This is a genomic window from Massilia sp. P2_C2 (genome assembly GCF_056404615.1).
The window spans coordinates 1-21,630 of sequence record NZ_JBFUDR010000083.1 but is presented as its reverse complement, the minus strand read 5'-3'; the positions used below and the strand labels follow the sequence as shown (position 1 = coordinate 21,630).

At 65.2% G+C, this 21,630-nt stretch carries 17 protein-coding genes, 2 tRNA genes and 2 riboswitches; of the genes, 6 read left to right on the top strand and 13 right to left on the bottom strand.

Annotated features, from left to right (window positions below; all coding sequences use genetic code 11):
- The 4 genes from AC1DYX_RS12285 to AC1DYX_RS12270 all read right to left on the bottom strand — a co-directional run.
- Positions 1-556: hypothetical protein (locus AC1DYX_RS12285; RefSeq protein WP_477259084.1), on the bottom strand; the 556-nt coding region annotated here is incomplete at its 3' end.
- A 168-nt stretch (positions 557-724) separates the two neighbouring features.
- Complete coding sequence (locus AC1DYX_RS12280) at positions 725-1,978, bottom strand: D-amino acid dehydrogenase (RefSeq protein WP_477259083.1); 1,254 nt, start codon at positions 1,976-1,978, stop codon at positions 725-727.
- A gap of 116 nt (positions 1,979-2,094) precedes the next feature.
- Positions 2,095-2,197: riboswitch (TPP riboswitch) on the bottom strand.
- 121 nt (positions 2,198-2,318) lie between these two features.
- A complete protein-coding gene (locus AC1DYX_RS12275; RefSeq protein ID WP_477259082.1) occupies positions 2,319-2,450 on the bottom strand; it encodes a hypothetical protein in 132 nt (43 codons plus the stop codon).
- Between the two features lie 469 nt (positions 2,451-2,919).
- Complete coding sequence (locus AC1DYX_RS12270) at positions 2,920-3,591, bottom strand: hypothetical protein (protein ID WP_477259081.1); 672 nt, start codon at positions 3,589-3,591, stop codon at positions 2,920-2,922.
- Positions 3,592-3,769: 178 nt separating this feature from the next.
- On the opposite strand from AC1DYX_RS12270, the gene AC1DYX_RS12265 reads away from it, so the two are divergent.
- Together AC1DYX_RS12265 and AC1DYX_RS12260 are read left to right on the top strand one after the other, a co-directional pair.
- A complete protein-coding gene (locus tag AC1DYX_RS12265) occupies positions 3,770-4,285 on the top strand; it encodes a hypothetical protein (RefSeq protein ID WP_477259080.1) in 516 nt (171 codons plus the stop codon).
- Positions 4,286-4,364: 79 nt separating this feature from the next.
- Positions 4,365-5,669 (top strand): NAD(P)/FAD-dependent oxidoreductase, encoded by a 1,305-nt coding sequence (locus AC1DYX_RS12260; protein WP_477259079.1) that lies wholly within the window; start codon positions 4,365-4,367, stop codon positions 5,667-5,669.
- A gap of 181 nt (positions 5,670-5,850) precedes the next feature.
- Here the strand turns inward: AC1DYX_RS12260 and AC1DYX_RS12255 are convergent, their stop codons facing one another.
- Together AC1DYX_RS12255 and AC1DYX_RS12250 are read right to left on the bottom strand one after the other, a co-directional pair.
- Entirely contained in the window at positions 5,851-6,093 is a 243-nt protein-coding gene (locus tag AC1DYX_RS12255) for an EexN family lipoprotein (RefSeq protein WP_477259078.1), read from the bottom strand.
- 437 nt (positions 6,094-6,530) lie between these two features.
- Positions 6,531-7,244, bottom strand: coding sequence for a sensor histidine kinase (locus tag AC1DYX_RS12250; protein ID WP_477259077.1), 714 nt, complete (start codon positions 7,242-7,244; stop codon positions 6,531-6,533).
- A 158-nt stretch (positions 7,245-7,402) separates the two neighbouring features.
- Here AC1DYX_RS12250 and AC1DYX_RS12245 point away from each other — a divergent pair, with 158 nt between their 5' ends.
- On the top strand, positions 7,403-7,909 hold the full coding sequence (locus AC1DYX_RS12245) for a hemerythrin domain-containing protein (protein WP_477259076.1): 507 nt from the start codon (positions 7,403-7,405) through the stop codon (positions 7,907-7,909).
- Between the two features lie 9 nt (positions 7,910-7,918).
- Here AC1DYX_RS12245 and AC1DYX_RS12240 read toward each other — a convergent pair whose 3' ends face one another.
- A complete protein-coding gene (locus tag AC1DYX_RS12240) occupies positions 7,919-9,577 on the bottom strand; it encodes a response regulator (protein WP_477259075.1) in 1,659 nt (552 codons plus the stop codon).
- A 261-nt stretch (positions 9,578-9,838) separates the two neighbouring features.
- Between AC1DYX_RS12240 and AC1DYX_RS12235 the strand changes: the two genes are divergently transcribed.
- Positions 9,839-10,285, top strand: a complete 447-nt coding sequence (locus AC1DYX_RS12235; protein WP_477259074.1) for a hypothetical protein — start codon at positions 9,839-9,841, stop codon at positions 10,283-10,285.
- 263 nt (positions 10,286-10,548) lie between these two features.
- Here the strand turns inward: AC1DYX_RS12235 and AC1DYX_RS12230 are convergent, their stop codons facing one another.
- The 3 genes from AC1DYX_RS12230 to AC1DYX_RS12220 form a co-directional block, all read right to left on the bottom strand.
- The gene (locus AC1DYX_RS12230) at positions 10,549-11,574 is read right to left on the bottom strand and encodes a response regulator (RefSeq protein ID WP_477259073.1); all 1,026 of its coding nucleotides are present in this window, start codon (positions 11,572-11,574) and stop codon (positions 10,549-10,551) included.
- Positions 11,575-11,717: 143 nt separating this feature from the next.
- Positions 11,718-14,771 (bottom strand): hybrid sensor histidine kinase/response regulator, encoded by a 3,054-nt coding sequence (locus AC1DYX_RS12225; RefSeq protein WP_477259072.1) that lies wholly within the window; start codon positions 14,769-14,771, stop codon positions 11,718-11,720.
- A gap of 233 nt (positions 14,772-15,004) precedes the next feature.
- Positions 15,005-15,739 (bottom strand): response regulator, encoded by a 735-nt coding sequence (locus tag AC1DYX_RS12220; RefSeq protein WP_477259071.1) that lies wholly within the window; start codon positions 15,737-15,739, stop codon positions 15,005-15,007.
- Between the two features lie 727 nt (positions 15,740-16,466).
- Here AC1DYX_RS12220 and AC1DYX_RS12215 point away from each other — a divergent pair.
- Complete coding sequence (locus AC1DYX_RS12215) at positions 16,467-17,138, top strand: TOL_0243 family YfiR-like periplasmic protein (RefSeq protein WP_477259070.1); 672 nt, start codon at positions 16,467-16,469, stop codon at positions 17,136-17,138.
- Positions 17,138-19,027 carry a sensor histidine kinase, YfiR-like protein-associated gene (locus tag AC1DYX_RS12210; protein WP_477259069.1) on the top strand — a complete coding sequence of 630 codons (1,890 nt, stop codon included), beginning with the start codon at positions 17,138-17,140 and terminating at the stop codon, positions 19,025-19,027. Before AC1DYX_RS12215 ends, AC1DYX_RS12210 begins: the two co-directional genes overlap by 1 nt.
- A 99-nt stretch (positions 19,028-19,126) precedes the next feature.
- Here the strand turns inward: AC1DYX_RS12210 and AC1DYX_RS12205 are convergent.
- From AC1DYX_RS12205 to AC1DYX_RS12195, 3 genes are all read right to left on the bottom strand, one after another.
- A tRNA-Arg gene (locus AC1DYX_RS12205) sits at positions 19,127-19,203 on the bottom strand.
- 116 nt (positions 19,204-19,319) lie between these two features.
- Positions 19,320-19,396, bottom strand: a tRNA-Arg gene (locus AC1DYX_RS12200).
- 76 nt (positions 19,397-19,472) lie between these two features.
- Complete coding sequence (locus tag AC1DYX_RS12195) at positions 19,473-21,281, bottom strand: S8 family peptidase (protein WP_477259068.1); 1,809 nt, start codon at positions 21,279-21,281, stop codon at positions 19,473-19,475.
- 86 nt (positions 21,282-21,367) lie between these two features.
- Positions 21,368-21,454: riboswitch (cyclic di-GMP riboswitch) on the bottom strand.
- Between the last annotated feature and the right edge of the window lie 176 nt (positions 21,455-21,630).

Here is a 21,630-nt window from a genome sequence, read left to right as displayed (position 1 = left end):
GGTCTGGGCAGAGGGTTGCGGCCTGCGCGGCCTGGGTGTTATCCAGGACGAACCGGTGCAGGCCCGACTGGCCGATACCGCCGGTGTCGCCCAGGATCAGGTCCGGACCGTTGTACGCAAAGGTTCCCAACAGCGTGCCCGTGTTACTGAACAGGCTCATGTACAGGTCGGTCAGCGTGGCCGTGTTGCCTGGTGCGCCCTCGCTGATGTTGACGACGAAGCCGAGCTGGCCGGCGCTCGTCAGGYCGGTGACGTCGCTGAGCAGATAAGTATTGTTGCCCGCGTTTCCGGCGGTGTTATCTCCGCCTTGCAAGCTCAACAGGCAAGTTTCAGCCGGGGTTGCCGGATTGCCGCCGGTGTAGGTGACGCAGCCCGATTCGGTGCCGTTCTGTTGCGCTCCGTTGCCGTTGTCCTGCACGGTCACGACAGTGTTCACGGCGCCCAATCCGGTGCCGGTTTGCTGGGCACCAGTCTGGTAGACCAGGTTTGCAAAGGCCGGCGCTGCGCTGGTTAGAAGTGCCGCGGTTGCTGCCAATCTCGGAACAGTAGATTTCATCACGTAGCTCCTGGATTCGTTTTTCGGTTTCATAACGATCGGATACTGCAATTACTATGTATGCAAGGAGCGTTCCTATGCACACATTTTGAGCGCAATCAAAGACTTGCGTGATGAGAATCTGTGACAATCTGGAGATGTGTAAAGTTTACCGAAAGTTGCGAATTGTCAGCATTGCAAATTATGGGCGATTTCCGGCCTTCGGCCCGAAACAATGTCCGCGATGGCCCGCCCCGAGCCGCAGCCCATCGTCCAGCCGAGCGTGCCGTGGCCCGTGTTCAGGTACAGGTTCGCATAGCGGGTACGGCCGACGTATGGGACGTTCGACGGCGTCAGCGGCCGCAGGCCGGCCCAGTACGTCGCGGCGTCGTAGTCGCAGGCGCCGGGGAACAAGGCGCGCACGCGGCGCGTGATGGCGGCGCAGCGCACGGGATTCAGGTCGCGGCTGTAGCCGTTCAGCTCGCATGTGCCGGCCACGCGCAGCCGGGATCCCAGGCGCGAGAACACGAGCTTGTGGCCATCGTCCGTCAGCGATACCGTGGGCGCCGCGTCCGGGTCGACGATGGGGTAGGTGGCGGAATAGCCCTTGCCCGGATAAATCATCAGCCGGATCCCGAGTGGGGCCAGGAGCTGCACGGAAAAACTGCCCAGGGCGACGACGACGACATCCGCGTGCATCAGCCCGTGCCGGCCGTCGGCGTCGATGATTTCCACGGCGCGGACGACGTCGCCGTCGGGCACGAGACGCGTGACCGTCGTGTTGTACAGGTAGCGGATGCCGGCGTCCGCGCCGCGGGCGGCGAGCTGCGTCGTGAATTGGTACACGTCGCCCGATTCGTCGCTGGGCGTGAAGTCGCCGCCCACGAGCTTGCGCCGCACCGGGGCCAGCGCCGGTTCGATGCGCACGACTTCGTCGGCGTCGACCGTCATGCGCGGGCAGCCCAGGTCGCGCATCGCAGCGGCCGCGCGGCAGGCCCTGTCGAATTCCTTGTCATCCGTATAGAAGTGGAGAATGCCGCGCGTGAGATGGTCGTAGCAAATGCCCGTCTCGGCGCGCAGCGCCTGCAGGCTGCGCCGGCTGTAGTCGGCCAGGGCGACGATTCGGCGCAGGTTGGCGGCCACGCGGCCCGGGGCGCATTCGCGCACGAACTGCAGGCACCAGCGCCACTGCAGCGGGTCGGCGCGCAGGCGGAACAGCAGCGGGGCGTCTTCGCGGCCGAGCGCCTGCATGACTTTCAGCAGGCCRGCCGGCGTGGCCCATGGTTCCGCATGCGACACGGAGATCTGGCAACCGTTGGCGAAACTCGTTTCCTGCGCGGGACCGGGCTGGCGTTCGATCACCGTCACGTCGTGGCCCGCGGCGCGCAGATACCATGCGGTAGCGGTGCCGACGATGCCGGCACCCAGGACGATGACGTTCATTGCCGCACCGCCTCAGCGGATGGCGTCAGGCGCAAGGAATGATTGGAAACAGGACAGTGCATGCCGCTCCTCGTTGGCGTCGTGGTGACGGGCACCCGCGAAAGGACCAGAACGGCGAGACACCGTATCCGCTTCCCTTCGCTGGCATTACCCAGATCAGGTTCAGAGGGTGTTTCTCACCCGCGCCGCGATGCGGCTGCAGGACCCCTAGCGTTGCCTTATGGCAGGGACGATTCTAACCGGACGAGCACGTGGCGGTAAAGCGGACGGAGAAAGGACAATGCGAGCCCGCCGGCGCGCGGGCGCGGCCGGATCGGGTGGCGTGCCGCGCGGCGCGCGGTCAGGCCGTGGCGGCGACGGTGGCTACGGCCAGCGTAACGGTGGGTTTCACCGGTTCGCGCCGGTCGTGGCAGGCCACCATCATGAGGCAGGCAAGGAGCAGCAGGCTCCAGCGCACACGATGCGATTTCATAGGCCCTGCTTTCAAAAAAGGTGTGCATATAAGTGTACACCGTTCTCTTCCTGCCCCGAACCGTCCTGCTGACCGTGTTCGTATCTGACAGGCGTCACTTCCCCGCCTCCCGCCATACAAATCTCGGCGGCAGTGCCCGACGTTGCCGCCGGACTCGCCACGGGTAGCGCAGACTGCGCCGTTAAGGCGCCGGATGCGAGCCGATGCAAACCGATTTGACCGTCACGCCAAACGCAAAATGCGCTTCGTTTGCGCCCCCCGCAACCCTCGTTCGTGTCCGCTTGGTTTTCGCGAACGTGATATGTCTGCGGTATGGATTGACTGACGGCCCATTGGTGATCGTACTATTGGTGATCGTACTTATGGTGCTTACCAGTTTGATCCTGATAGGTGCGGAAGGTTCACTCAGGGGTAACGCTCGTGGCGTCGTTTCTGTGGAACGCCGCACGGCGCGGTGCGCCGCCCTCGCTTAGAAACGATAGCCGATGCCGATGCGCGCGACAGGGTAGATCTTGAACGAACTCGTGTCGTCGCCGAGTTTCCGGCGCGCGGTTTCGACGTCCTGGGCCAGCCTGTTGCAGACGGTCGACGACACCGTGCACCCGCTGACGGCCAACTGGACGTTCGGGCTGCCCTGGTAGAACACGCCGAGGTCCGTGGTGACGTGCCAGCCGGCCGGTTGCGCCAGGGCGTTGCCCCAGCCGATGCCGAGGTAGGGCGCGGCCTTGCGGAAGTCGACGCGTCCGCTCAGGATGCCGACGTCGGAGGCAGTATAGAGGTTGCCGTTGATGTTGAACGTGCCGTTACCGTTCGGCTTGCCACGAACGTCGAACTTGTTGCCGTTGTAGACGGCGCCGCCCGTCAGGTGGAAGCTGCCGCCTTCGGTCAGGTACCAGTCGACCAGGATGTCGAACGTCTGCAGCTTGCCCTTGAAGTTGTAGTCGACGCCATCCGACGTCTTGTCGAAGTCGTGTTTGAGGTAGTTGGCGCCGAAGCGGCCGTTCAGCTGGGTCGTCATGGGCACGACGACGTGGGCGCCCACGCCGGTGGTGCCGATATCGGCCGTGGCGCCAACCTGGGCGCTGGCGGCACCAGCCGCCAGCAGGGCTGCAACAGCCGGCACGGTGTGTTTCGCGAACATCAGAAGCCTTCCTATGGAATATGATTCGCGATTGTAACCGTGCACTTGCCGCAAAGGAACGTTTATGGCCCGGTGTGTCGTATCCTGCACGCAACGACTATGTAAGCATCTGTTGCAGCCAATTGCACATGACATTTCGTTTGATAAACTCGAATCATCCATTCACAGCGAGGTCATCATGAAATCCCTGATCTTCGGCGTGGCGCTGTGCGCCGCCGCTTTCCCCGCCCTGGCGCAGACCAACGTATCGGTCAGCGTCGGCCAGCCCGGCTTCTACGGCCGCATCGACATCGGCGACTACGTGCCGCGTCCCGTCGTGTACGCGCCGCAGCCGGTCATCATCGCGCCCGCGCCGCAGTATGTGGCCGAACCCGTCTACCTGCGCGTGCCGCCGGGGCATCGCAAGCACTGGGCCAAGTTCTGCGGCCGCTACGGCGCCTGCGGCCGTCCGGTGCTGTTCGTCCGTGACGAGTGGTATACGAACACCTATGTCCCGCGCTACCGCGAGCATTTCGGCGGCTACCGCGAGGGTTACCAGGGCGGTCCGCGTGAGGTGCGCGTCGTCGAGCGCGTGGAATACCGCGACGGTCCGGGCCACGGCCGGGGCCATGGCGATGGCTGGGAACATGGCCGCGGTCATGGCGAAGGGCACGGCAACGGCCACGGCCATGGCCATGGCCACGACCGCGACTGATCCGTGACGGGGCCTTTCGCCGCCCCGTAGTAAACTGCTCTGCGAGCCCGACAGACGGGCGTTATCCACGGAGGCAGGCTTGCAGAGCGATATCGTGATCGTAGGCGGCGGGGCGGGTGGCCTGGAACTGGCCTGCAAGCTGGGCCGCAAACTCGGACCCGGCAAGGTGACGCTGGTCGACAGCCGTCTGTACCACGTGTGGAAGCCGTCGCTGCACGAGGTGGCAGCCGGTACGCTCGATATCCACCAGGAAGGCCTGTCGTACCAGATGCTGGCGCACGATCGCGGTTTCAGCTTCGTGTACGGTGCCATGACGGCGCTGGACACCGGGGTAAAACGGCTGACGATCGCTGCCGTCGTTGGGCCCGGCGATGGCGAGGAAGTGCTGCCGGAACGCAAGCTCGGCTATCGCTCGCTCGTGATCGCGGTCGGCAGCACGTCGAACTACTTCGGCGTGCCCGGCGCGCGTGAGCACACGATTTCCCTGAATGCCACCGAGGACGCGGAGCGGTTCCGCCTGCGCCTGCTGCGCCTGCTCGCACAGGCCGAGCAGCAGAAGGAAGATGGCGGTCCTGACGCCGGCCTCGACATCGTCATCATCGGCGGCGGGGCCACGGGCGTGGAACTGGCGGCGGAATTGCGCGAAGCGTCCGGCGCCTATGCCGCCTACGGCTTCCGCCGGCTGCAGGTGCAGCGCGACGTGCGCATCACGCTGATCGAGGGCGCGCCGCGCATCCTGGCGCCGCTGCCCGAACGGGTGTCGACGGCGGCCACGCGCCTGCTCGACCAGCGCGCGATCAAAGTCGTCACGGATTGCCGTGTCAGCCGGATCGACAGGCACCAGGTCAACGACAGCAAGGACAATGTCTACCCGGCCGACCTGTGCGTCTGGGCGGCGGGCATCCGCGCGCCCGAGTTCCTGGGCGCGCTGGGCCTGCCCGTCGCCAAGGGCGGGCAGATCGAAGTCGATGCGCATCTCCGCGTCAAAGGCGTGGCCGACGTATGGGCCCTGGGCGATTGCGCCGCGTGCACGGACGGCAACGGCAAACCGGTGCCGCCGCGCGCCCAGGCGGCGCACCAGCAGGCCGACTACCTCGTCAAGACGTTCATGAACCTGACGGGCGGCCATCCGCCGCCGCTGGAGCCCTATGTGTACCGCGATTACGGCTCGCTCGTGTCGATCGGTCGCGAGACCACGGTGGGCAACCTGATGGGTTCACTGCGTGGCGCCAGCCTGTTCGTGGAAGGGTTCATGGCGCGCATCATGTACATGAGCCTGCACCTGCTGCACCACAAGGCCGTGCTCGGATCCCTGCGCACGGGCCTGATGGCGCTGGGGCGCTTCCTGATCCGCAGGACGACGCCGATCGTCAAATTGCACTAGGTATCCCTAACGATACCGTTCAACATACCGACAGCGATTCCGAAACCCGAACATCATATGCTCCTTGGGCGTTGTGTATTGCGCGACATCTCCGAGGCAGGGATGACTGCAGTGATCAAGTGCCGGAAGCTTTTCGGTATGTCGGAAAGTGAACAGCTTGCGGAGTGCAAATGAGCGATGTTTATTGCATTGTCTTGGCCCATTTCCGAACAGCCTGGACCGCGTTCATGCAGGCCTCGGAACTCCGCACGCCGAGTGGCTCTTCATGGCAGGACGCAAGCTTTTCGCGTGCCTCAAGCTGGTGGTTGTAGTAGTAATCGACGGTCGTGGAATCGGAGCAGCCAGCGGAGAAGAGACACAGGCTTGCAAGGATTGCACGAACCGTGCCGCCCTCCGCGGCAAGCAGAATGGTGTGAGATGTCATCAACGCCCCCGTCCAATGATGTCGTCAGTAAATAAATGCTGACAAAATATATATGATTCTTGTCAATCTTATACCCCTTGTTCGGCAGATCAATTTATCGCGCATACTGTCGAGAAAATGTCGGCCAGGTGACTCGCTCCCGCTACACCGAAATCGTGAAGATGGGTGTCAGTCTCGGCAGCGTCATGGCCTTGGTGTGCGAACGGACCCAGGCGCTGACACAGGCGGGAGCCGCTGTTGTCGAGCTGGCAGAAGGAAGCGACATGGTCTATCGTGCCAGCACGTATGGGTGGCGAGGAGGTCGCGGTATTGCTGACCCGTGTCGACGGGCCGTCTGGCGTAAATGCCCATTGCAAGCGGCTTGGTGTGGCGGGGCCTGCCCCCGCCCGCCGACCAGTTCGTGCCTACGAATAGGTTTTAAGCTGCGGCGGAAGAAATCAGGCGTTCTGCTTCGGCAGGATCAGGGTCAGCGCCGACCCCTTGCCGTCCGGCCCGGGGCCGAGGGTGAGGGAGCCGCCGAGCACGCGGGCACGCTCGCGCAGCATGCGCAGCCCGTGGCAGCTGAGGGAAGGGGCGACGCCCGCGCCCGGACCCACGCCGTCGTCGCGCACGGTCAGCATGGCCTGGTCGCCATCGTCGTCGAGGATCACGTCCACGGACGTCGCCTGCGCATGCTTGAGGACGTTGCGCAGGCCTTCCTCGGCGCAGCGCAGCAGCGCCACGCCCTGGGCGCGGCTGTAGTCGGCATCGTCGTCCGGCATGCTGGCGCGCGCCTTGATGCCGTGTTCGCGGCCCCATTCCTGCACGAGCTCCGCGATGGCCGCCTTCGGCCCGAGGAATTCGAGCTTGTCGTTCCAGAGCGCCAACTGCATCTTGCGGTTGGTCTCGATAATGTTGTTCAGCAGTTGCTTCATCTGCGCGGCACGATCGCGCTGCGGCTGCTCCTGCAGGTGTTGCGCGAGCAGGCCGAGATGCATCGTCAGCGCCGTCATCGACGAGCCGAGGCTGTCGTGCAGCCGGCGGGCCAGCAGACGCCGGTCTTCGTCCCAGCAGGTCGTCAGGTGGGCCAGGAGTTCGGCCAGCTCGGCGGCACGCGCCGCATGCTGGCTGTCTTCCCCGGAATCCGGCGGATGAGGTTCCGAAACTTTCATGGAGGCAACCAAATTATGTTTCTCTGGATGATACAACAGCTTGGGCCGGGGCGGCGCAGGAATCGTCTTTGTGAGTTCCCGTACAGTGCGGTGTTGCATTCCGCGCGAAGCTGAGGGCTCTGGCCGATGCCAAAACCCTAGTGAAGAAGGAGCCCAAGATGACTACGAGAACGCAATCCGGTGCGCAGGCCGGCACCCAGTCGAACGCCATGGCCGCGGGCCAGGACGCCATTGCCCTGCTGACCGCGGACCATCGCGAAGTCCATGAGATGTTCGAGCAATTCGAGCAGCTGGGCGACCGCGCCAGGGCAAGCAAGGAAAAGCTGAAGGAAAAGATCTGCAAGGCGCTGATCGCCCACACGACGATCGAAGAGGAAATCTTTTATCCGGCCGTGAGCGCGCAGGTCGAGGACGCCGAGGACCTGGTCGAAGAGGCCATCGTCGAGCATGCCGCGGCGAAGGATCTCATCAAGCAGTTGCAGGAAATGGAGCCGGACGATGAATTGTTCGACGCGAAAGTGAAAGTCCTCGGCGAGCAGGTCGACCATCACGTCGAGGAGGAAGAGAAAGAGATGTTCGCGAAGGTGAAGAAGAGCGGCCTCGACCTGCTCGCGCTGGGCCAGGAAATGGCCATGCGCAAGCAGGAGTTGATGGATACGCTGTAACGGCGCGCTTCAGCCGGCCGCGGCCGACGAGGCCGGGGCCGGTACCGGTTCGCCTTCGCGCGGCCGCGCCGCCGCGGCGCCCAGCTGCTCGAGCAGGGCGTTCAGTTCGACCGGTTTGACGAGGTGCAGGTCGAAGCCCGCGTCGAGCACGCGGCGCTGGTCTTCTTCGAGGCCATAGCCCGTCAGCGCGATCAGCCGCATGGCACGTGCGGCCGGATCCTCGCGCAGCCGGCGCGCCACCTCGTAGCCGTCGATGCCGGGCAGGCCGATGTCGACCAGGGCGACATCCGGGTTGTGGGCACACGCCAGGCGCACGCCTTCCACGCCGTCGCCGGCCTGCAGCACGGGATAGCCGAACGACTCCAGCATCGTCGCCATCATCTCGCGGCCGTCGTCATTGTCTTCGATCAGCAGCACCGTCGGCTTGGCGGCTTCGTGTGGCCGGGCGCGCGCCGGCGTGTCCGCGGCTGCGGCCTCCACGCGCGGCAGGCGGATCTCGAACGTGCTGCCGCTGCTCGTGCCGGGGCTGCTGGCGCTGACCGTCCCGCCATGCAGTTCGACGAGACGCCGCACGAGCGACAGGCCGATGCCAAGGCCGCCCTGCGAGCGGTCGATCGAGATCGCGCCCTGCACGAACACGTCGAATACGTGCGGCAGCAAGTCGGGCGCAATACCCACGCCCGAATCGCTCACGCGCAACACGACGTCGGTACCGTCCTGCGCGACCGTGATGGCGACGCGGCCGCCGGCCGGCGTGTACTTCAGCGCATTATCGATGAGGTTGCTGGTGATCTGTTCGAGCCGTGTGGGGTCGCCGTCGACCCAGGAGGGCGCCAGGCGTGCGTCGATGTCGTAGCCGGCCATGCGGCCGGTGGCGCGGAACGTGTCCAGGCAGCTCGACACGAGCGTCGCGATGTCGAGCCGCTTGCGCGACAACAGGATCTTGCCCGACATGGCACGCGACAGATCCAGCAGATCGTCGACGATGCGCGACAAATGCTGGCTCTGGCGCTGGATGATCAGGCGTGCGCGTGCGATCGACTCGGCGCCGACGCCCGGCATGCCCAGCAGCGACGCGGCGCTGCTGATGGCCGACAGCGGGTTGCGCAATTCATGGCCCAGCATCGCGAGGAATTCATCCTTGGCGCTGCTCTTGCGTTCGGCCGCGCGCCGTTCTTCCATCTCGCGCACGAGGCGCTTGTTGGTCGCGGTGAGTTCCGTCGTGCGCTGCGACAGTTTTTCGGCCTGGCGCTTGAGCTGTTCGTTCTTCGTCGCGAGCGCCACGAAGACCTGCACCTTGGCGCGCAGCACCTGCGGGATCACCGGGGTGAACATGAAGTCGGCGGCGCCACGCTGGTAAGCCTTGAGCCGGTCGATCTCGTCGGCGAGGAAGGCCGTCACGAAGATGATCGGGATATCGGCCGAGCGGGGACGCTGGTGGATCGCTTCGGCCGTCTCGAAGCCATCCATGCCGGGCATGTTGACGTCGAGCAGGATGACGGCGAAATCGTGCCGGAGCACCTGACGCAACGCGTCCTGGCCGGAGCGCGCCGACAAGACCTCGTAATTGCTTTCGTCGGCCCATTGTTCCAGCAGGCTCGTCAGTGCAAGCAGGCTGGCGGCATCGTCGTTGACGACGAGAATCTTTGGTTTATCGATGTGGGACACGGCGTTTTGTACAGGCTAGGTACACGTATTCACAAGCTCGGCAGAATAGCAGAGCGTGCCGCTTTGCAAAATAAATTGATAAAAACTGTTGCAATACGTCATGATAGCACGGCCCGGTAATACCCAGTTTCAATCGTGCGCGGCAACCGGGCAGCATCGTTCGCTGCCGCACATACCGCGTCGAGACCCTGTGCGATATTGAAAACGTGTCTGCGCCAACCATGTCAGAGAAGGACCAGGCGCCAACTTGAAAGGACAGACATGAATATTCAGATCATCGTAAATGATTCCCATCATGACAAATGTTTCCGGGAACTGGTCAACCAGCCGGTGACCGCACTGCGGAACGTCACCCAGCAACAGGCGGACGCGTTGCGTGATGCGTTCGGCATCAACACCATCGCCGAGCTGGCCGACCTGAAACTCGTCAAATGGGCACGCGCGATCCGCACGATGGCCAGCGCCGAAACCGAACCGCGCGAGGCCGTCGCCAAGGAAACCCTGCTCGACGAAGCCGTGGAAATGACGTTTCCGGCCAGCGACCCGGTCTCCGTCGCGTCCAGCATCACCCGCATCGAGGTGCCGCCGGAAAAGGTGGATGCCAGCTCGGACCACCAGAACGCGGCCGCCATCGAGGCCCATAACCAGGAAGCCATCGGCTGCCGGGCCCTCGGGCCGGGGGGCGAGAAGACGGCTGGCGCGGCCTGAACCGCGTTTTGGATCCCGGACGGGCGCGGCCGTGGAAGGCCGCGCCCGTTTGTTTTTGGTAGGGTGGACGGCTTGTCATTGAGTCCCCCGGACTCAATGACTCCACGCGTCCAACGAACGGCTCCGCTCAGGTACTCGACAACTTTGACTGTGCGTATCACCGCGTGGCTCCGCTCACGTACTCGACGACTTTGACTGTGCGTATCACCGCGTGGACGGGAGACCCGTCCACCCTACGGGCGTGGTTGGTTGAAGGTCTGGCGTCAGCGGTGCTGCACCAGCTCCGCCGAAGGCAGGACGGCCGGCGAGGGCGCCGGCGTCGGCATGGCCGGCTTGACGGCCAGCGCGGCCTGGCGGGCGGCGCTGCCGTTGGCGCAGTAGCGGTTCTTGCCGGCGCGCTTGGCTTCGTACAGCGCGTAGTCGGCAATGCTGATCAGGTCGACGACGTTCTCGGCGTCGTCCGGATACAGGCTGATGCCGATGCTCGTCGACAGCTGCAAGGTGAGGTCGTTGATGAAGAACGGTTCGGACAGCGCCTCGACCAGCTTGGCGGCCGGGCCCTGCGCGTCGGTCAGGCTGTGCACGTCGGCCAGCAGGACGATGAATTCGTCGCCGCCCAGGCGCGCCACGGTGTCTTCCTTGCGCGAATTCGATAAAAGACGCTGCGACACCATCTTGAGGATCTCGTCGCCGTAGGCGTGGCCGTACGTGTCGTTGATCGCCTTGAAGCCGTCCAGGTCGAGGTACATGACCGCGGCCTTGTGGTGGTTGCGGTTGGCGTGCTGCAGCGCAGTCTCGATGCGGTCTTCCAGCAGGCGGCGGTTCGGCAGGCCGGTGAGGGCGTCATGCAGGGCGAGTTCCTGCTGGGCGCGGCTGTACTGGGCCAGTTCCTTGTACAGCAGGCGCACTTCCAGCATGTTGTGGATGCGCTTGTGCACTTCGAGCAGGTCGAACGGCTTGCTGATGAAGTCGCGCGCGCCCGCTTCCAGCGCGGCGATCTTGAAGCTCGGTTGGGCCGTCAGGGCGAGCACGGGCAGATAGCCACCCTGTTCAATTTCCTTCAGGCCTTTCATGACCTGGAAGCCGTTCAGGCCCGGCATCTGCAGGTCGAGCAGGATCAGGTCGTAGTTGTGCTCGCGATGCAATGGGCATACCTGTTCCGGCAGCATCGTCGAACTGACATCGGTGTAGCCTTCCTCGCGCAATATCTCTTCCATCAATTCGATATTGTCGGGCGAATCGTCTACGACCAGGATCTTCGCGTTCAGGATGTCTTGTCGGCTGGGCATGCGTATTCTCGTTAAATCAAGGCCGGTGCCGTTAAATCGTTAACGAGCATCGGCTCTAGCGCAACATTCCATAGTCTAGCAAAACGCTGAGAATTTCTTGTAGGACAGCGCCGCGTCCTTTGGTAGGAACATCAATCATGACACTAGCGTACGCCATTTCGGCCCTGAACGGAGGCCGGGACACGATTTGCGAGCGGCGCCGCAGGGCCTACCACTGAGGCAACTGTTGCAATTAGTTCACTCGGCTCGACCGGTTTCGAGATGTGTGCCGAGAAACCCGCTTCCATCGCGCTCAGCCGGTCTTCCGAGCGGGCGAAGGCCGTCAACGCGATGGCCGGCACCTGGCTGCCCTCGTCGCGCGACAGGTGGCGTACCCAGTCGAGCAGTTCGAAGCCGTCGACTTCCGGCATGCCCAGGTCGCTGATCAGGAGGTCGGGGGCGTGCTCCCGGAATTGCGTGAACGCGTCGCGCGCGCTGGCGGCGATGCGCACGTCCGCGCCGCAATCGCTGAGGATGCGCTTGATCAGCTCGCGGGCGTCGCGGTCGTCGTCGACGACCAGCACATGCGTGCCGGATAAATCGAGGACCATCATGTCGGGAGTTGCCGGCGTCGGCAGGATCATGGCGGCGCGCGCGCTGCTGCGCGTCGAAGGCGCGGGCTGTTGTTTGGCGAGCGGCAATTCGATGGTGAAGCTGGCGCCCTTGCCCTCGCCGGCGCTTTCCGCGCGCACCGTGCCGCCGTGCTGCTCGATCAGGTGCTTCACGATCGCGAGACCCAGCCCGAGGCCGCCATGGCGGCGCGTCATGGATGCGTCGGCCTGGCGGAAGCGCTCGAACACATGCGTAATGAACTCCGGACGGATGCCCATGCCGTTGTCGCGCACGGTGATGGCGACGTTGGTATCGATGCGGGCCAGGTCGATGCTGACGACGCCGTCGCGCGACGTGAACTTGATGGCATTCGACAGCAGATTCCACACGACCTGTTGCAGCCGGGCCGGGTCGGCGGCGACGAGGCCCGGGTCGGCGACATAGTGTTTTTCGATGCGGATGTTCTTGGCGTCGGCGGCCGGGCGGACGGTCTCGATGGCGGCGTCGATGAAGCTGGCCGGCGCCACGGCCTGCATGTCGAGCAGCACTTTGCCGGACGTGATGCGGCTCATGTCGAGCAGGTCTTCGATCAGTTGGGCCTGGGCGCGCGCATTCCGTTCGATCGTTTGCAGGCCTTTCTGCAGGTCGTTCTGGTCGCGGCTGCCGCGCCGCAGGACCTGGGCCCAGCCAAGGATCGCCGACAGCGGCGTGCGCAGCTCGTGCGATAAAGTGGCGAGGAATTCGTCCTTCATCTGGCTCGTGCGCTCGGCCTCGGCGCGCGCCTGGCGTTCGCTTTCCAGCAAGACCTTGCGTTCCTCGGCGGCCCGCTGGGCGGCTTCGTACAGGCGCACGTTGTCGATGGCGACGGCGGCCTGGGCCGCGATGCCGCGCACGATGCGTTCGGTGCGTTCGCTGAATATTCCCGGCTCCGGGTGGCCGAAGAACATGGTGCCGAGCAGTTCGCCGGAATGGCCGACGACGGGCACGGCCAGGTAGCTGCGCACGGCTGGGTGGCCGGTGGGTAGGCCGAACGGGGTCGTGTCGCGGAAGCGTGGGTCGTGCGTGACGTCGTCCGAGCGCACCAGGCCGGCCGGGCGGTCCGCCAGTCCCGGTCCGAACAGGCCGTTGGGACCGGTCTCGCCGAACGCCTCGAACCCGGCCGGGCTGCCGCCGGAGACCGTGTACAGCGTGAACAGGCTGCCGGCGTCAAGGCCGTCGCGGCGGCCGTGGTACAGGAATGCGCCCTGGCGCGCGCCGGCGATGCCGCTGGCGGCGTCCGTCGCGGCCTGCAGCAGCGAGCGCAAGTCGCGCGTGGAGGCGAGGGCGCTGCCGGTGCTGTTGAGGAGTTCGAGGACGTGCGATTCGTCGCGCAGCGCCTGTTCGGCGCGCTTGACCTCGTCGACGTCCGTGTTCGTACCGAACCAGCGCAGCACTTTGCCGTGGCGGTCGCGCACCGGGTTCACGCGGGTCAGGAACCAGCGGTAGCCGTCGTCGGCGCCGAGGATCGGGAATTCCATCTCGAACGGATCGCCGCTCTGGATGCACGCTCTCCAGCGGTCCAGCACGGCGGGCAGCACGGTGGGCTCGACGGCCTTTTGCCAGCCCCAGCCCACGACCTGGTCCGGGGTCGTGCCCGTGTATTCGAACCAGCGTTCGTTGAACCAGACGATGGCACCGTCGGCCTGGGCCATCCAGGCCAGCTGCGGAATCGTGTTGGCCAGCGCGCGCAGCACTTCCTCGCTCTGGCGCAGCGCGTCGGCGGCGCTGCGCCGGGCCGTGATGTCCTGTATGACCCCCGTCATGCCCAGCACGCCTTCGCGCCGCACCTGGTCGGCATAGTCGGCGCGGCCGACCAGCGCCACCCAGCGCGGTTCGGCGCCGGCGCGCGGCAGGCGGCATTCGAGCTCGAGGTCGCTGTGGCCGGCAAAGGCCTGCAGCACCGCGCGGCGCACGCTCTCGCGGTCGCCCGGATCAAGGCGGGCGCGCAGTTCGCTCCACGCGAGCGGCTGTTCCGCCGGCAGCCCGAAGATCTCGGCGGCGCGTTCGCCCAGCATCACGCGGTCGCTGGCGGCGTCCCAGCGCCAATCGCCCAGGCGCCCGGCGGCCAATGCCACCTGCAGGCGGGTGTTGCCCTGCTGCAAGGCCTGCTGGTCGGCCTTGCGCCGGTTGATGTCCTGGAAGTACAGCGTGAGGCCGTCCGGTGACGGATGGGCGCGCACTTCGAACCAGCGCTTCAGGGCGGGCCAGAAGAATTCCTGGATCGCCGTCTCGCGGCTGACCATGGCGCGCCGGTACACGGTTTCCAGCAGGCTGCCGCTCAGTTCCGGGAACGTGACCCACAGGTCGTGGCCGATCAGGTTCGGGCGGGTTTTTTGCAGGGGCGCCAGCATGTCCAGCGCGCGCCCGTTGATGTACATGATGCGCCACTGGTGGTCGACGGCACAAAAGCCGTCGACCAGGCTTTCGAGCATGTTTTCCATGCGTGCATTGGCGAGGCGCAGGGCTTCGCGCGCTTCCTGCAGCTCGCGCGCGACCGCGGCCGCGTCGGGCACGGCCGGGGCGGGCTGCGCGGGCGGCTGCCGCAACTGGTCGCGCTCGTCGTTCACACTGGGGCTCCCGGGGAAATCGAGGCGAACGGCGCGGCGGTCGGGACCGGGCCGGGCGTGGCGCTCGGCTCGGAAAGGCAGGGGGCATGGCCGTTCGGCTCGAAATCGATCATCGTTCTGGGCTCTGCGCCGCCGCGCGGAATGCGCGGGCATGTCCGTCCACGGCGCGGGACGAGCCGTATGTCGATTCTAGCCCAGCCCGGGGGCTTCCCTGCACACCGTTGACCCATCGTTCAGGTACGCACGGGCAGCGGGTGCGATACCTTGTCGAGGGCCTGCTGCAACTGGTCGAGCTCGTAAGGTTTCTGCAATGACAGATAAGGGAATTCCACGTGACGCAGCAGCGTGTCGCCATAGCCCGAGGCAAAGATCACGCGCATGGCGGGCGCCTGCGACAACGCCTGGCGGGCCAGCTCGACGCCCGACATGCCGGGCAGGCTGACGTCGGTGAACAACACATCATAGGTTGCGGCCGCCAGCCGCGTCAGCGCATCGTGCGGATGGCCGACGCCGTCCGCCTCGTGGCCGAACGCGCGCAGCATCTCGCACACGAGGTATTGCGAGTCGACGTTGTCTTCGACGACGAGGATGCGCAAGGGGCCGGCCGCTTCCGCCGCTGCGGCTTCCGGCGCGGCGCCCGGGGCGAGCGCGCACAGCACACCGGCGACCTTGCCGTCCGCGTCACGCAGCGGCGTGAAATGCAGGTCATAGGTACCGCCGCCGGTACTGCCCGCGAACGTAAGCGCGCGGCCAGGGGCGCACGTGGATTCGCCGCTCCAGGCGCGCTCCAGCTCGTCGCCGCCGACGGCCAGCGGCGGTGGCATCACGGGCGGGACGCTGCCGCCAGGCACCCGTCCGTAAGCGGGGCCGGCCAGCGCGGCATAAGTCTCGTTGAACACGACCGTCATGTCCCGGCCCCATACGAGCAGCAGCGGGAGCGGGGTGTTGAACATGAGATCGGCCGCCATCCTCAGCGTCTGCGGCCATCGCTGCGGATCGCCGAGCCGGGAAGCGGACCAGTCATACGAGCTGGAGGAGTGTGCGGACCTGCCGGTATGGAGCATAGCGCGGTAAATATTGTTATCTAAACGAAAAGAGAATGAATCCTACACCAAATCGCAGGCGGGGGCGGCACGACTCGGTATGGCACGAACCTGGGAAAACGTGGATTCTGGTGAGTGAAACAGGCGCGGGTGGTCAGGATGCAACAGCGAATGCCGGAATTTATTGCGGTACAGCATGCATACACGCGGGGGGAGGGGGGGGGGCGATGGTGGCGAGGGTAACCACGCCCTCCCGGGGAGACGGGCAAAAAAAAGCCCGCTACGGGAGCGGGCTGAATCTATCCTTGGAGGAGAATAGAGGAGACAGCTTCATAATGCTGCATCGCAAAAAAGAAATCCAATTCAAATTTCTGATGTCTGCCATTGGCTTCATAAATGATACAGCTGAGGTCATTTCCAATCGGGACGCTCTTGGTGCATAAAAGAAAATGTTCTACGATAGCAAAATGTTCAAGGACGCCCAGCAATTGTTTACGTTTTTGCGGATTCTTCCCCTCGCGGGCGGGCGCCGCGCGTTGCCATTGATGACCTTACCCGGCTATCATGGCCGCGGCGGGCGCCGGCCGTGCGCGGCGGCGTCCGTATTGTCATCACGACGTCCGGTCCGCGGACCGCATGCCCGACGTATCGTATGCGGCCGTTCCGCAGGGCGCTCACTGCCGCCGTTTCCAGCCTGGGGTTTGCCATCCGGCCGATGCACTGTCACCTGAACCGATCCACGAAGCGCGGCCTGCGCCGTTCGCTCGCCGTCTGGACGCTGGCCTCCCTGGCTGCGCTGTGCGCGGGCATGGGTCTCGTGCCGCCGGTGCGCGCGCAGAGCGCGGTGCCGGGCGTGCCACTGGAACGGCGCGTGAAAGCGGCCTTCCTGTATAAATTCCTCGGCTACACCGATTTTCCCGCGAGCGCCTTTGCCGACGCGGCGGCGCCGCTGACGATCGGCGTGATCGGCGCCGACGACCTGGCCGTCGAGCTGGCCCGTGTGGTGGCGGGACGTACCATCAACAATCGCCCGATCGAAGTGCGCGAACTGCGCGAAGCCGACGCGGCGGCGCGCGTGCATCTGCTGTTCGTGGGCGGGTTCGATCAGCAGCGGGTCGCGCGTATCGTGCGCCAGGCCAGTGGCGCAATGCTCATCGTGACCGAGTGCGAGAGCGGCTTGCAGGTCGGTAGTGTGATCAATTTCCGCATCGTCGATGAGCGCGTCCGCTTCGACGTCTCCCTCGATGCGGCGGAACGCAATGGCATCAAACTCAGTTCGCGCCTGCTGACGGTGGCGAACCGGGTCCAGAAAGGAGCGCAGTGATGGCGGTGCGCGACGGCGGCACGGTCCGCGGCAAACTGATCTTGATGGCGGTGGCCACGACGTTCGTCGCCCTGCTGGCGGCGTCGCTCGCGATGCTGCTGTTCGACCTGCGCGCGTTCCAGCGCTACTGGACGGACGACCTGATGACCCAGGCCGACATCATGGCGCGCGTGACCGCGCCGGCGCTGACGTTCAACGACGAGGAAACGGCGCGCCAGAACCTCGCCGTGCTGCGCGTGCGGCCGCAGATCCTCGCGGCCGCCATCTACACGAGCGACGGCGCGCGCTTCGCCACCTATGCGGCAGCCCCGAACCAGTCGATCCCGGCGCGTCCGGCGCCGTCCGGCTACCGCATCGAGGGTGGCGAGGTGGCCGTGTTCCGCAACATCGTGGAGAACGGCGAGATGGTGGGCACCGTCTACCTGCGCTCGCGCTACGGGCTCGTCGACCGCCTGCTCAGCTATGGCGCGATTCTCGGCGCGGTGATGCTGGGCGCGCTCGTGATCGCCGGCCTCGTCGCCTCGCGCCTGCAGGCCGCCATCACGCGCCCGCTGGCCGCCGTGACGAACGTCGCGCGCCAGGTCATGCAGCGGCGCGATTTCACCCTGCGCGTGCCCGGCAACGACAGCGGCGAGATCGGCGTGCTGGTCGCCGCGTTCAACGACATGCTGGCCGAGATCGGCCGCCGTTCGCACGCGCTGCAGGAAGCCAATGCGACGCTGGAGCACGAGATGCAGGTGCGCGAGCGCGCGGAAGAAGCGTTGCGTCTGGCCGACCGCCGCAAGGACGAATTCCTGGCCACGCTCGCGCACGAGCTGAGGAATCCGCTGGCGCCGATCCGCACGGGCCTGGACATCCTGAGGCTGCGCAGCGGGGACGCCCAGGCCACCCAGCGCGCAACCGACATCATGGAGCGCCAGCTGCGCCAGATGGTGCGCCTCGTCGACGACCTGCTGGACGTCTCGCGCATCAACACGGGCAAGTTCACGATCAAGAGCGGCCGCGTGGAGCTGAAGGCCGTCGTCAACGACGCGCTCGAGGTGGTGCGGCCGTACATCGAACTGCATGGTCACGAACTGGTGATCGACCTGCCGGACCGTCCCGTGTTCCTGAACGGCGACGCGACGCGTCTCGCGCAGATCCTGTCCAACCTGTTGAACAATGCGGCCAAGTATACGAATCGCGGCGGCCGCGTGGGCCTGAAGGCGACGGTGGACGACCGCACCCTCAAGCTGGTCGTGTCCGATACCGGCATCGGCATCGCGCCCGACATGCTGGACATGGTGTTCGAGATGTTCGTGCAGGTGGATTCGACGCTGGAGCGTTCGAACGCGGGCCTGGGCGTGGGGCTGTCGCTGGCGCGCAAGCTGGTCGAGCTGCACGGCGGTTCGATCGAGGCGCACAGCGCGGGCCTTGGCCACGGCAGCCAGTTCGTCGTGCGCCTGCCGATCGTCGTCGATCCGGAACTCCCCGCGAAACCGACGCCGGCGTCGTTCATCAGCGCCGAGACTTACCGCATCCTGCTGGCCGACGACAACGTCGACTTCGTCAACAGCATTGGCGCGCTGCTGACCGCGATGGGGCATAGCGTCGTCATCACGCACAATGGTGCCGACGCGCTGGCGGCCGCGAAACGTTTCTGCCCCGATTATGCCTTCCTCGACATCGGCCTGCCGCAGATGTCCGGCTATGACCTGGCGCGCGGCATCCGCGACCTCTCGTGCTGCACGATGACGGTGATGGTGGCCGTGACGGGCTGGGGCCAGGAAAAGGATCGGCAGCTGGCGTTCGAGGCGGGCTTCGACCACCACATGGTCAAGCCCGTGCGCTTCGAGCAGATCGAGGAGATCCTGGGGAACCGCAGCATCATCAAGAAGCTGCGGACCTGATTGCGGAAGAAACGGCAGCCGGCAGCGCTCTGGCCGGCAATGACGTGCGGACACAGCCAATGAAAAAGGCCAGATCTTGCGATCTGGCCTTTCGAATTTTGGTGCGGCTGGCAGGAATCGAACCCACGACCCCTTGGTTCGTAGCCAAGTACTCTATCCAGCTGAGCTACAGCCGCCCGATGCGCGCATTATAGCGGACATTTGCCGTTTGGAAAAGAGCGATCCTGATACGACCAGACACGGCAGCGTCAATGAAAAAGGCCAGATCTTGCGATCTGGCCTTTCGTATAAGTGGTGCGGCTGGCAGGAATCGAACCCACGACCCCTTGGTTCGTAGCCAAGTACTCTATCCAGCTGAGCTACAGCCGCCCGAGGCACGCATTATAGCGTAATCCGCCCGTTCGGCAAAGCCGGGCCCGCCGGCAGCGGGCCCGCACCGGTTCCGTCACTGCTTGGTCACGGTCACCGACGTGGTGCTCGTATTACCTGCGGCATCGCGCGCCACGGCGGTCAGCACGTGCTGGCCGTAGGCGACCTTGCGCGTATTCCAGCTGTAGCTGAGCGTACCGCCGGTACCTTGGGCGAACGTCACGCCATCGATCTTGAGAACGGTCGAGATGCCGGCGGCACCCGCGTTGTCCGATGCGCTCACCGACACCGACACGGTGCCGCTGACGCTGCCCGCGACCGGATTGCTGATCTTCACAGCCGGCGGCGTGGTGTCCGTACCGGAGGGCGAGGGCGTCGTGCTGGTGCTCTGGTTGGCGACGTTCACCGCGACGGTGGTCGACCGGCCGACGTTGCCCTTGGCGTCATAGGCGACGGCCACGAGATTCGCCATGCCGTTGGCGACGCCGGCCGAGTTCCAGCTGAAGCTGAACGGCGCGCTGGTGTCGGTGGCGACCACGGTGCCGTTGACGGTCAGGTCGACGCGGGCGACACCCACGTTGTCGCTGGCGTTGACGTTGACGGCGACGACGCCCGAGACCGTGCTGTTGGCCAGCGGTGCGGCGATCGACGCCACGGGCGCGGTCGTGTCGGTCGACGCCTGGTAGGCCCTGGCAGCCTGCACCGCGGCGGCGGCGTTCACGCGGCCGTAGCCGAAGATCGGGTCGCGGCCCGCGGCGCCGAGGTCGACGGCTGTCGAATACAGCAGCGACTTGATCTGGTCGCCACTGAGGTCGGGACGGGCGGACATCATCAGTGCCGCCACGCCGGCGACGACGGGGGCCGAGAACGACGTGCCCTGCCACTGCGAATAGCCAAGGGAGTTGTTGGTCGTCCAGATGTACGTGCCCGGTGCCGAGATGGTCACGAAGCTGCCCCAGCTCGAGAAGCTGGCCCTGGCGTCGTTGCTGTCGGTGGCGGAGACGACGACCAGTGCCGGATCCGGCGTGACGTTCTCGTCCTTGTTGTTATTGCCTGCCGAAACCATGACCACGCCGCCCTTGCTGTTCATGTAGCGGGCGGCGCTCAGGACGGCGCTGCTGCCGGCGATGCCGACATAGCTGATGTTGGCGACGCGGGCGCCGTGGTCGGCGGCGTACGTGATGCCACTGGCGATCGTGCTGAAATAGGCATAGCAGCCGAGGGTGGGGTCTTCGTACGAGATGCGCACCGGCATGATCTTGGCCGCGCCCGCGACGCCGGCCACGCCGGTCGCGTTGTTGCTGGTGGCGGCAGCGGTGCCGGCGACGGCCGTGCCGTGGCCGCAGACGTCCGTCAGGTCGGTGTTATTGCTGTAGACGTTGTAGCCAGGGACGAGATTGGCTTTCAGGTCCGGATGGTTGACGTTGACGCCGGAGTCGAGCACGGCGATGGTCACGCCGCTGCCCATCGCGGTATCCCAGGCGGTCGACGCGTTGATCTTGCTCAGGTGCCATTCGCTGCCGAAGTAGGAATCGTTGACGGCCATTGCCGGGTGCACGGCGCGGTCGAGCTCCGCGAACTTCAGTTCCGGGCGGCGCGACAGCTTCGCGACGACGTCCTGCTCCGACACGCTGGGCGGCAGGTCGACGACGTGCAGGCCGCTTTGTCCGATCTTGTGCTTCTTGCCGCCGTGTTCCTTCAGGATGCGGTCCAGGTCGGCGTCCGACAGGCCCGGGCGGGCTTCGACGATGATGCGTCCGCGTGCGAAACCGCCATCCGGTGGCGTGGCGACGCCCGCGGCGAAGGCATGAGGTGCGGAACCGAGCGCAAAAGCGCCGGCGATCAGCATCGACAGAATGCGGGGGGAGTGGCGGACCGATTTCATCGCGTACGTATCCTTAAATCAAAAATTTGCAGGATCGTGCGCAGGAGCATCCGAATACGACGGGCGCAAGCCCGTGTCGGTGTGCATCTGGCAGTCCTGCCGTCCTGGAGCCGGAGCCCGTTAGACCGTTGACTTTGCGTCACCCGCTTTCGCGGGCTTTGCCCTTTACAAATGCAGCGTTCAACTGTGTGTGCCAGGAATCATATACTTTCCTGGTGAAAATCTACTACTGGTAAGAAACTTTTTTGTTGGGATAGGGAGCTTCTTGCGGATGCGCAACAGTTCAATATGCTGAGTGAAACATAAATTTACTCAGCGATAATGCGACAAATCATGGGAAATTTAAATC

Coding starts and splice junctions, on each gene's coding strand:
- AC1DYX_RS12275 (WP_477259082.1), bottom strand. CDS start 2,450: ATGAAATCGCATCGTGTGCGCTGGAGCCTGCTGCTCCTTGCCTGCCTC.
- AC1DYX_RS12270 (WP_477259081.1), bottom strand. CDS start 3,591: ATGTTCGCGAAACACACCGTGCCGGCTGTTGCAGCCCTGCTGGCGGCT.
- AC1DYX_RS12265 (WP_477259080.1), top strand. CDS start 3,770: ATGAAATCCCTGATCTTCGGCGTGGCGCTGTGCGCCGCCGCTTTCCCC.
- AC1DYX_RS12255 (WP_477259078.1), bottom strand. CDS start 6,093: ATGACATCTCACACCATTCTGCTTGCCGCGGAGGGCGGCACGGTTCGT.
- AC1DYX_RS12250 (WP_477259077.1), bottom strand. CDS start 7,244: ATGAAAGTTTCGGAACCTCATCCGCCGGATTCCGGGGAAGACAGCCAG.
- AC1DYX_RS12245 (WP_477259076.1), top strand. CDS start 7,403: ATGACTACGAGAACGCAATCCGGTGCGCAGGCCGGCACCCAGTCGAAC.
- AC1DYX_RS12235 (WP_477259074.1), top strand. CDS start 9,839: ATGAATATTCAGATCATCGTAAATGATTCCCATCATGACAAATGTTTC.
- AC1DYX_RS12230 (WP_477259073.1), bottom strand. CDS start 11,574: ATGCCCAGCCGACAAGACATCCTGAACGCGAAGATCCTGGTCGTAGAC.
- AC1DYX_RS12220 (WP_477259071.1), bottom strand. CDS start 15,739: ATGGCGGCCGATCTCATGTTCAACACCCCGCTCCCGCTGCTGCTCGTA.
- AC1DYX_RS12215 (WP_477259070.1), top strand. CDS start 16,467: ATGCGGCCGTTCCGCAGGGCGCTCACTGCCGCCGTTTCCAGCCTGGGG.
- AC1DYX_RS12210 (WP_477259069.1), top strand. CDS start 17,138: ATGGCGGTGCGCGACGGCGGCACGGTCCGCGGCAAACTGATCTTGATG.
- AC1DYX_RS12195 (WP_477259068.1), bottom strand. CDS start 21,281: ATGAAATCGGTCCGCCACTCCCCCCGCATTCTGTCGATGCTGATCGCC.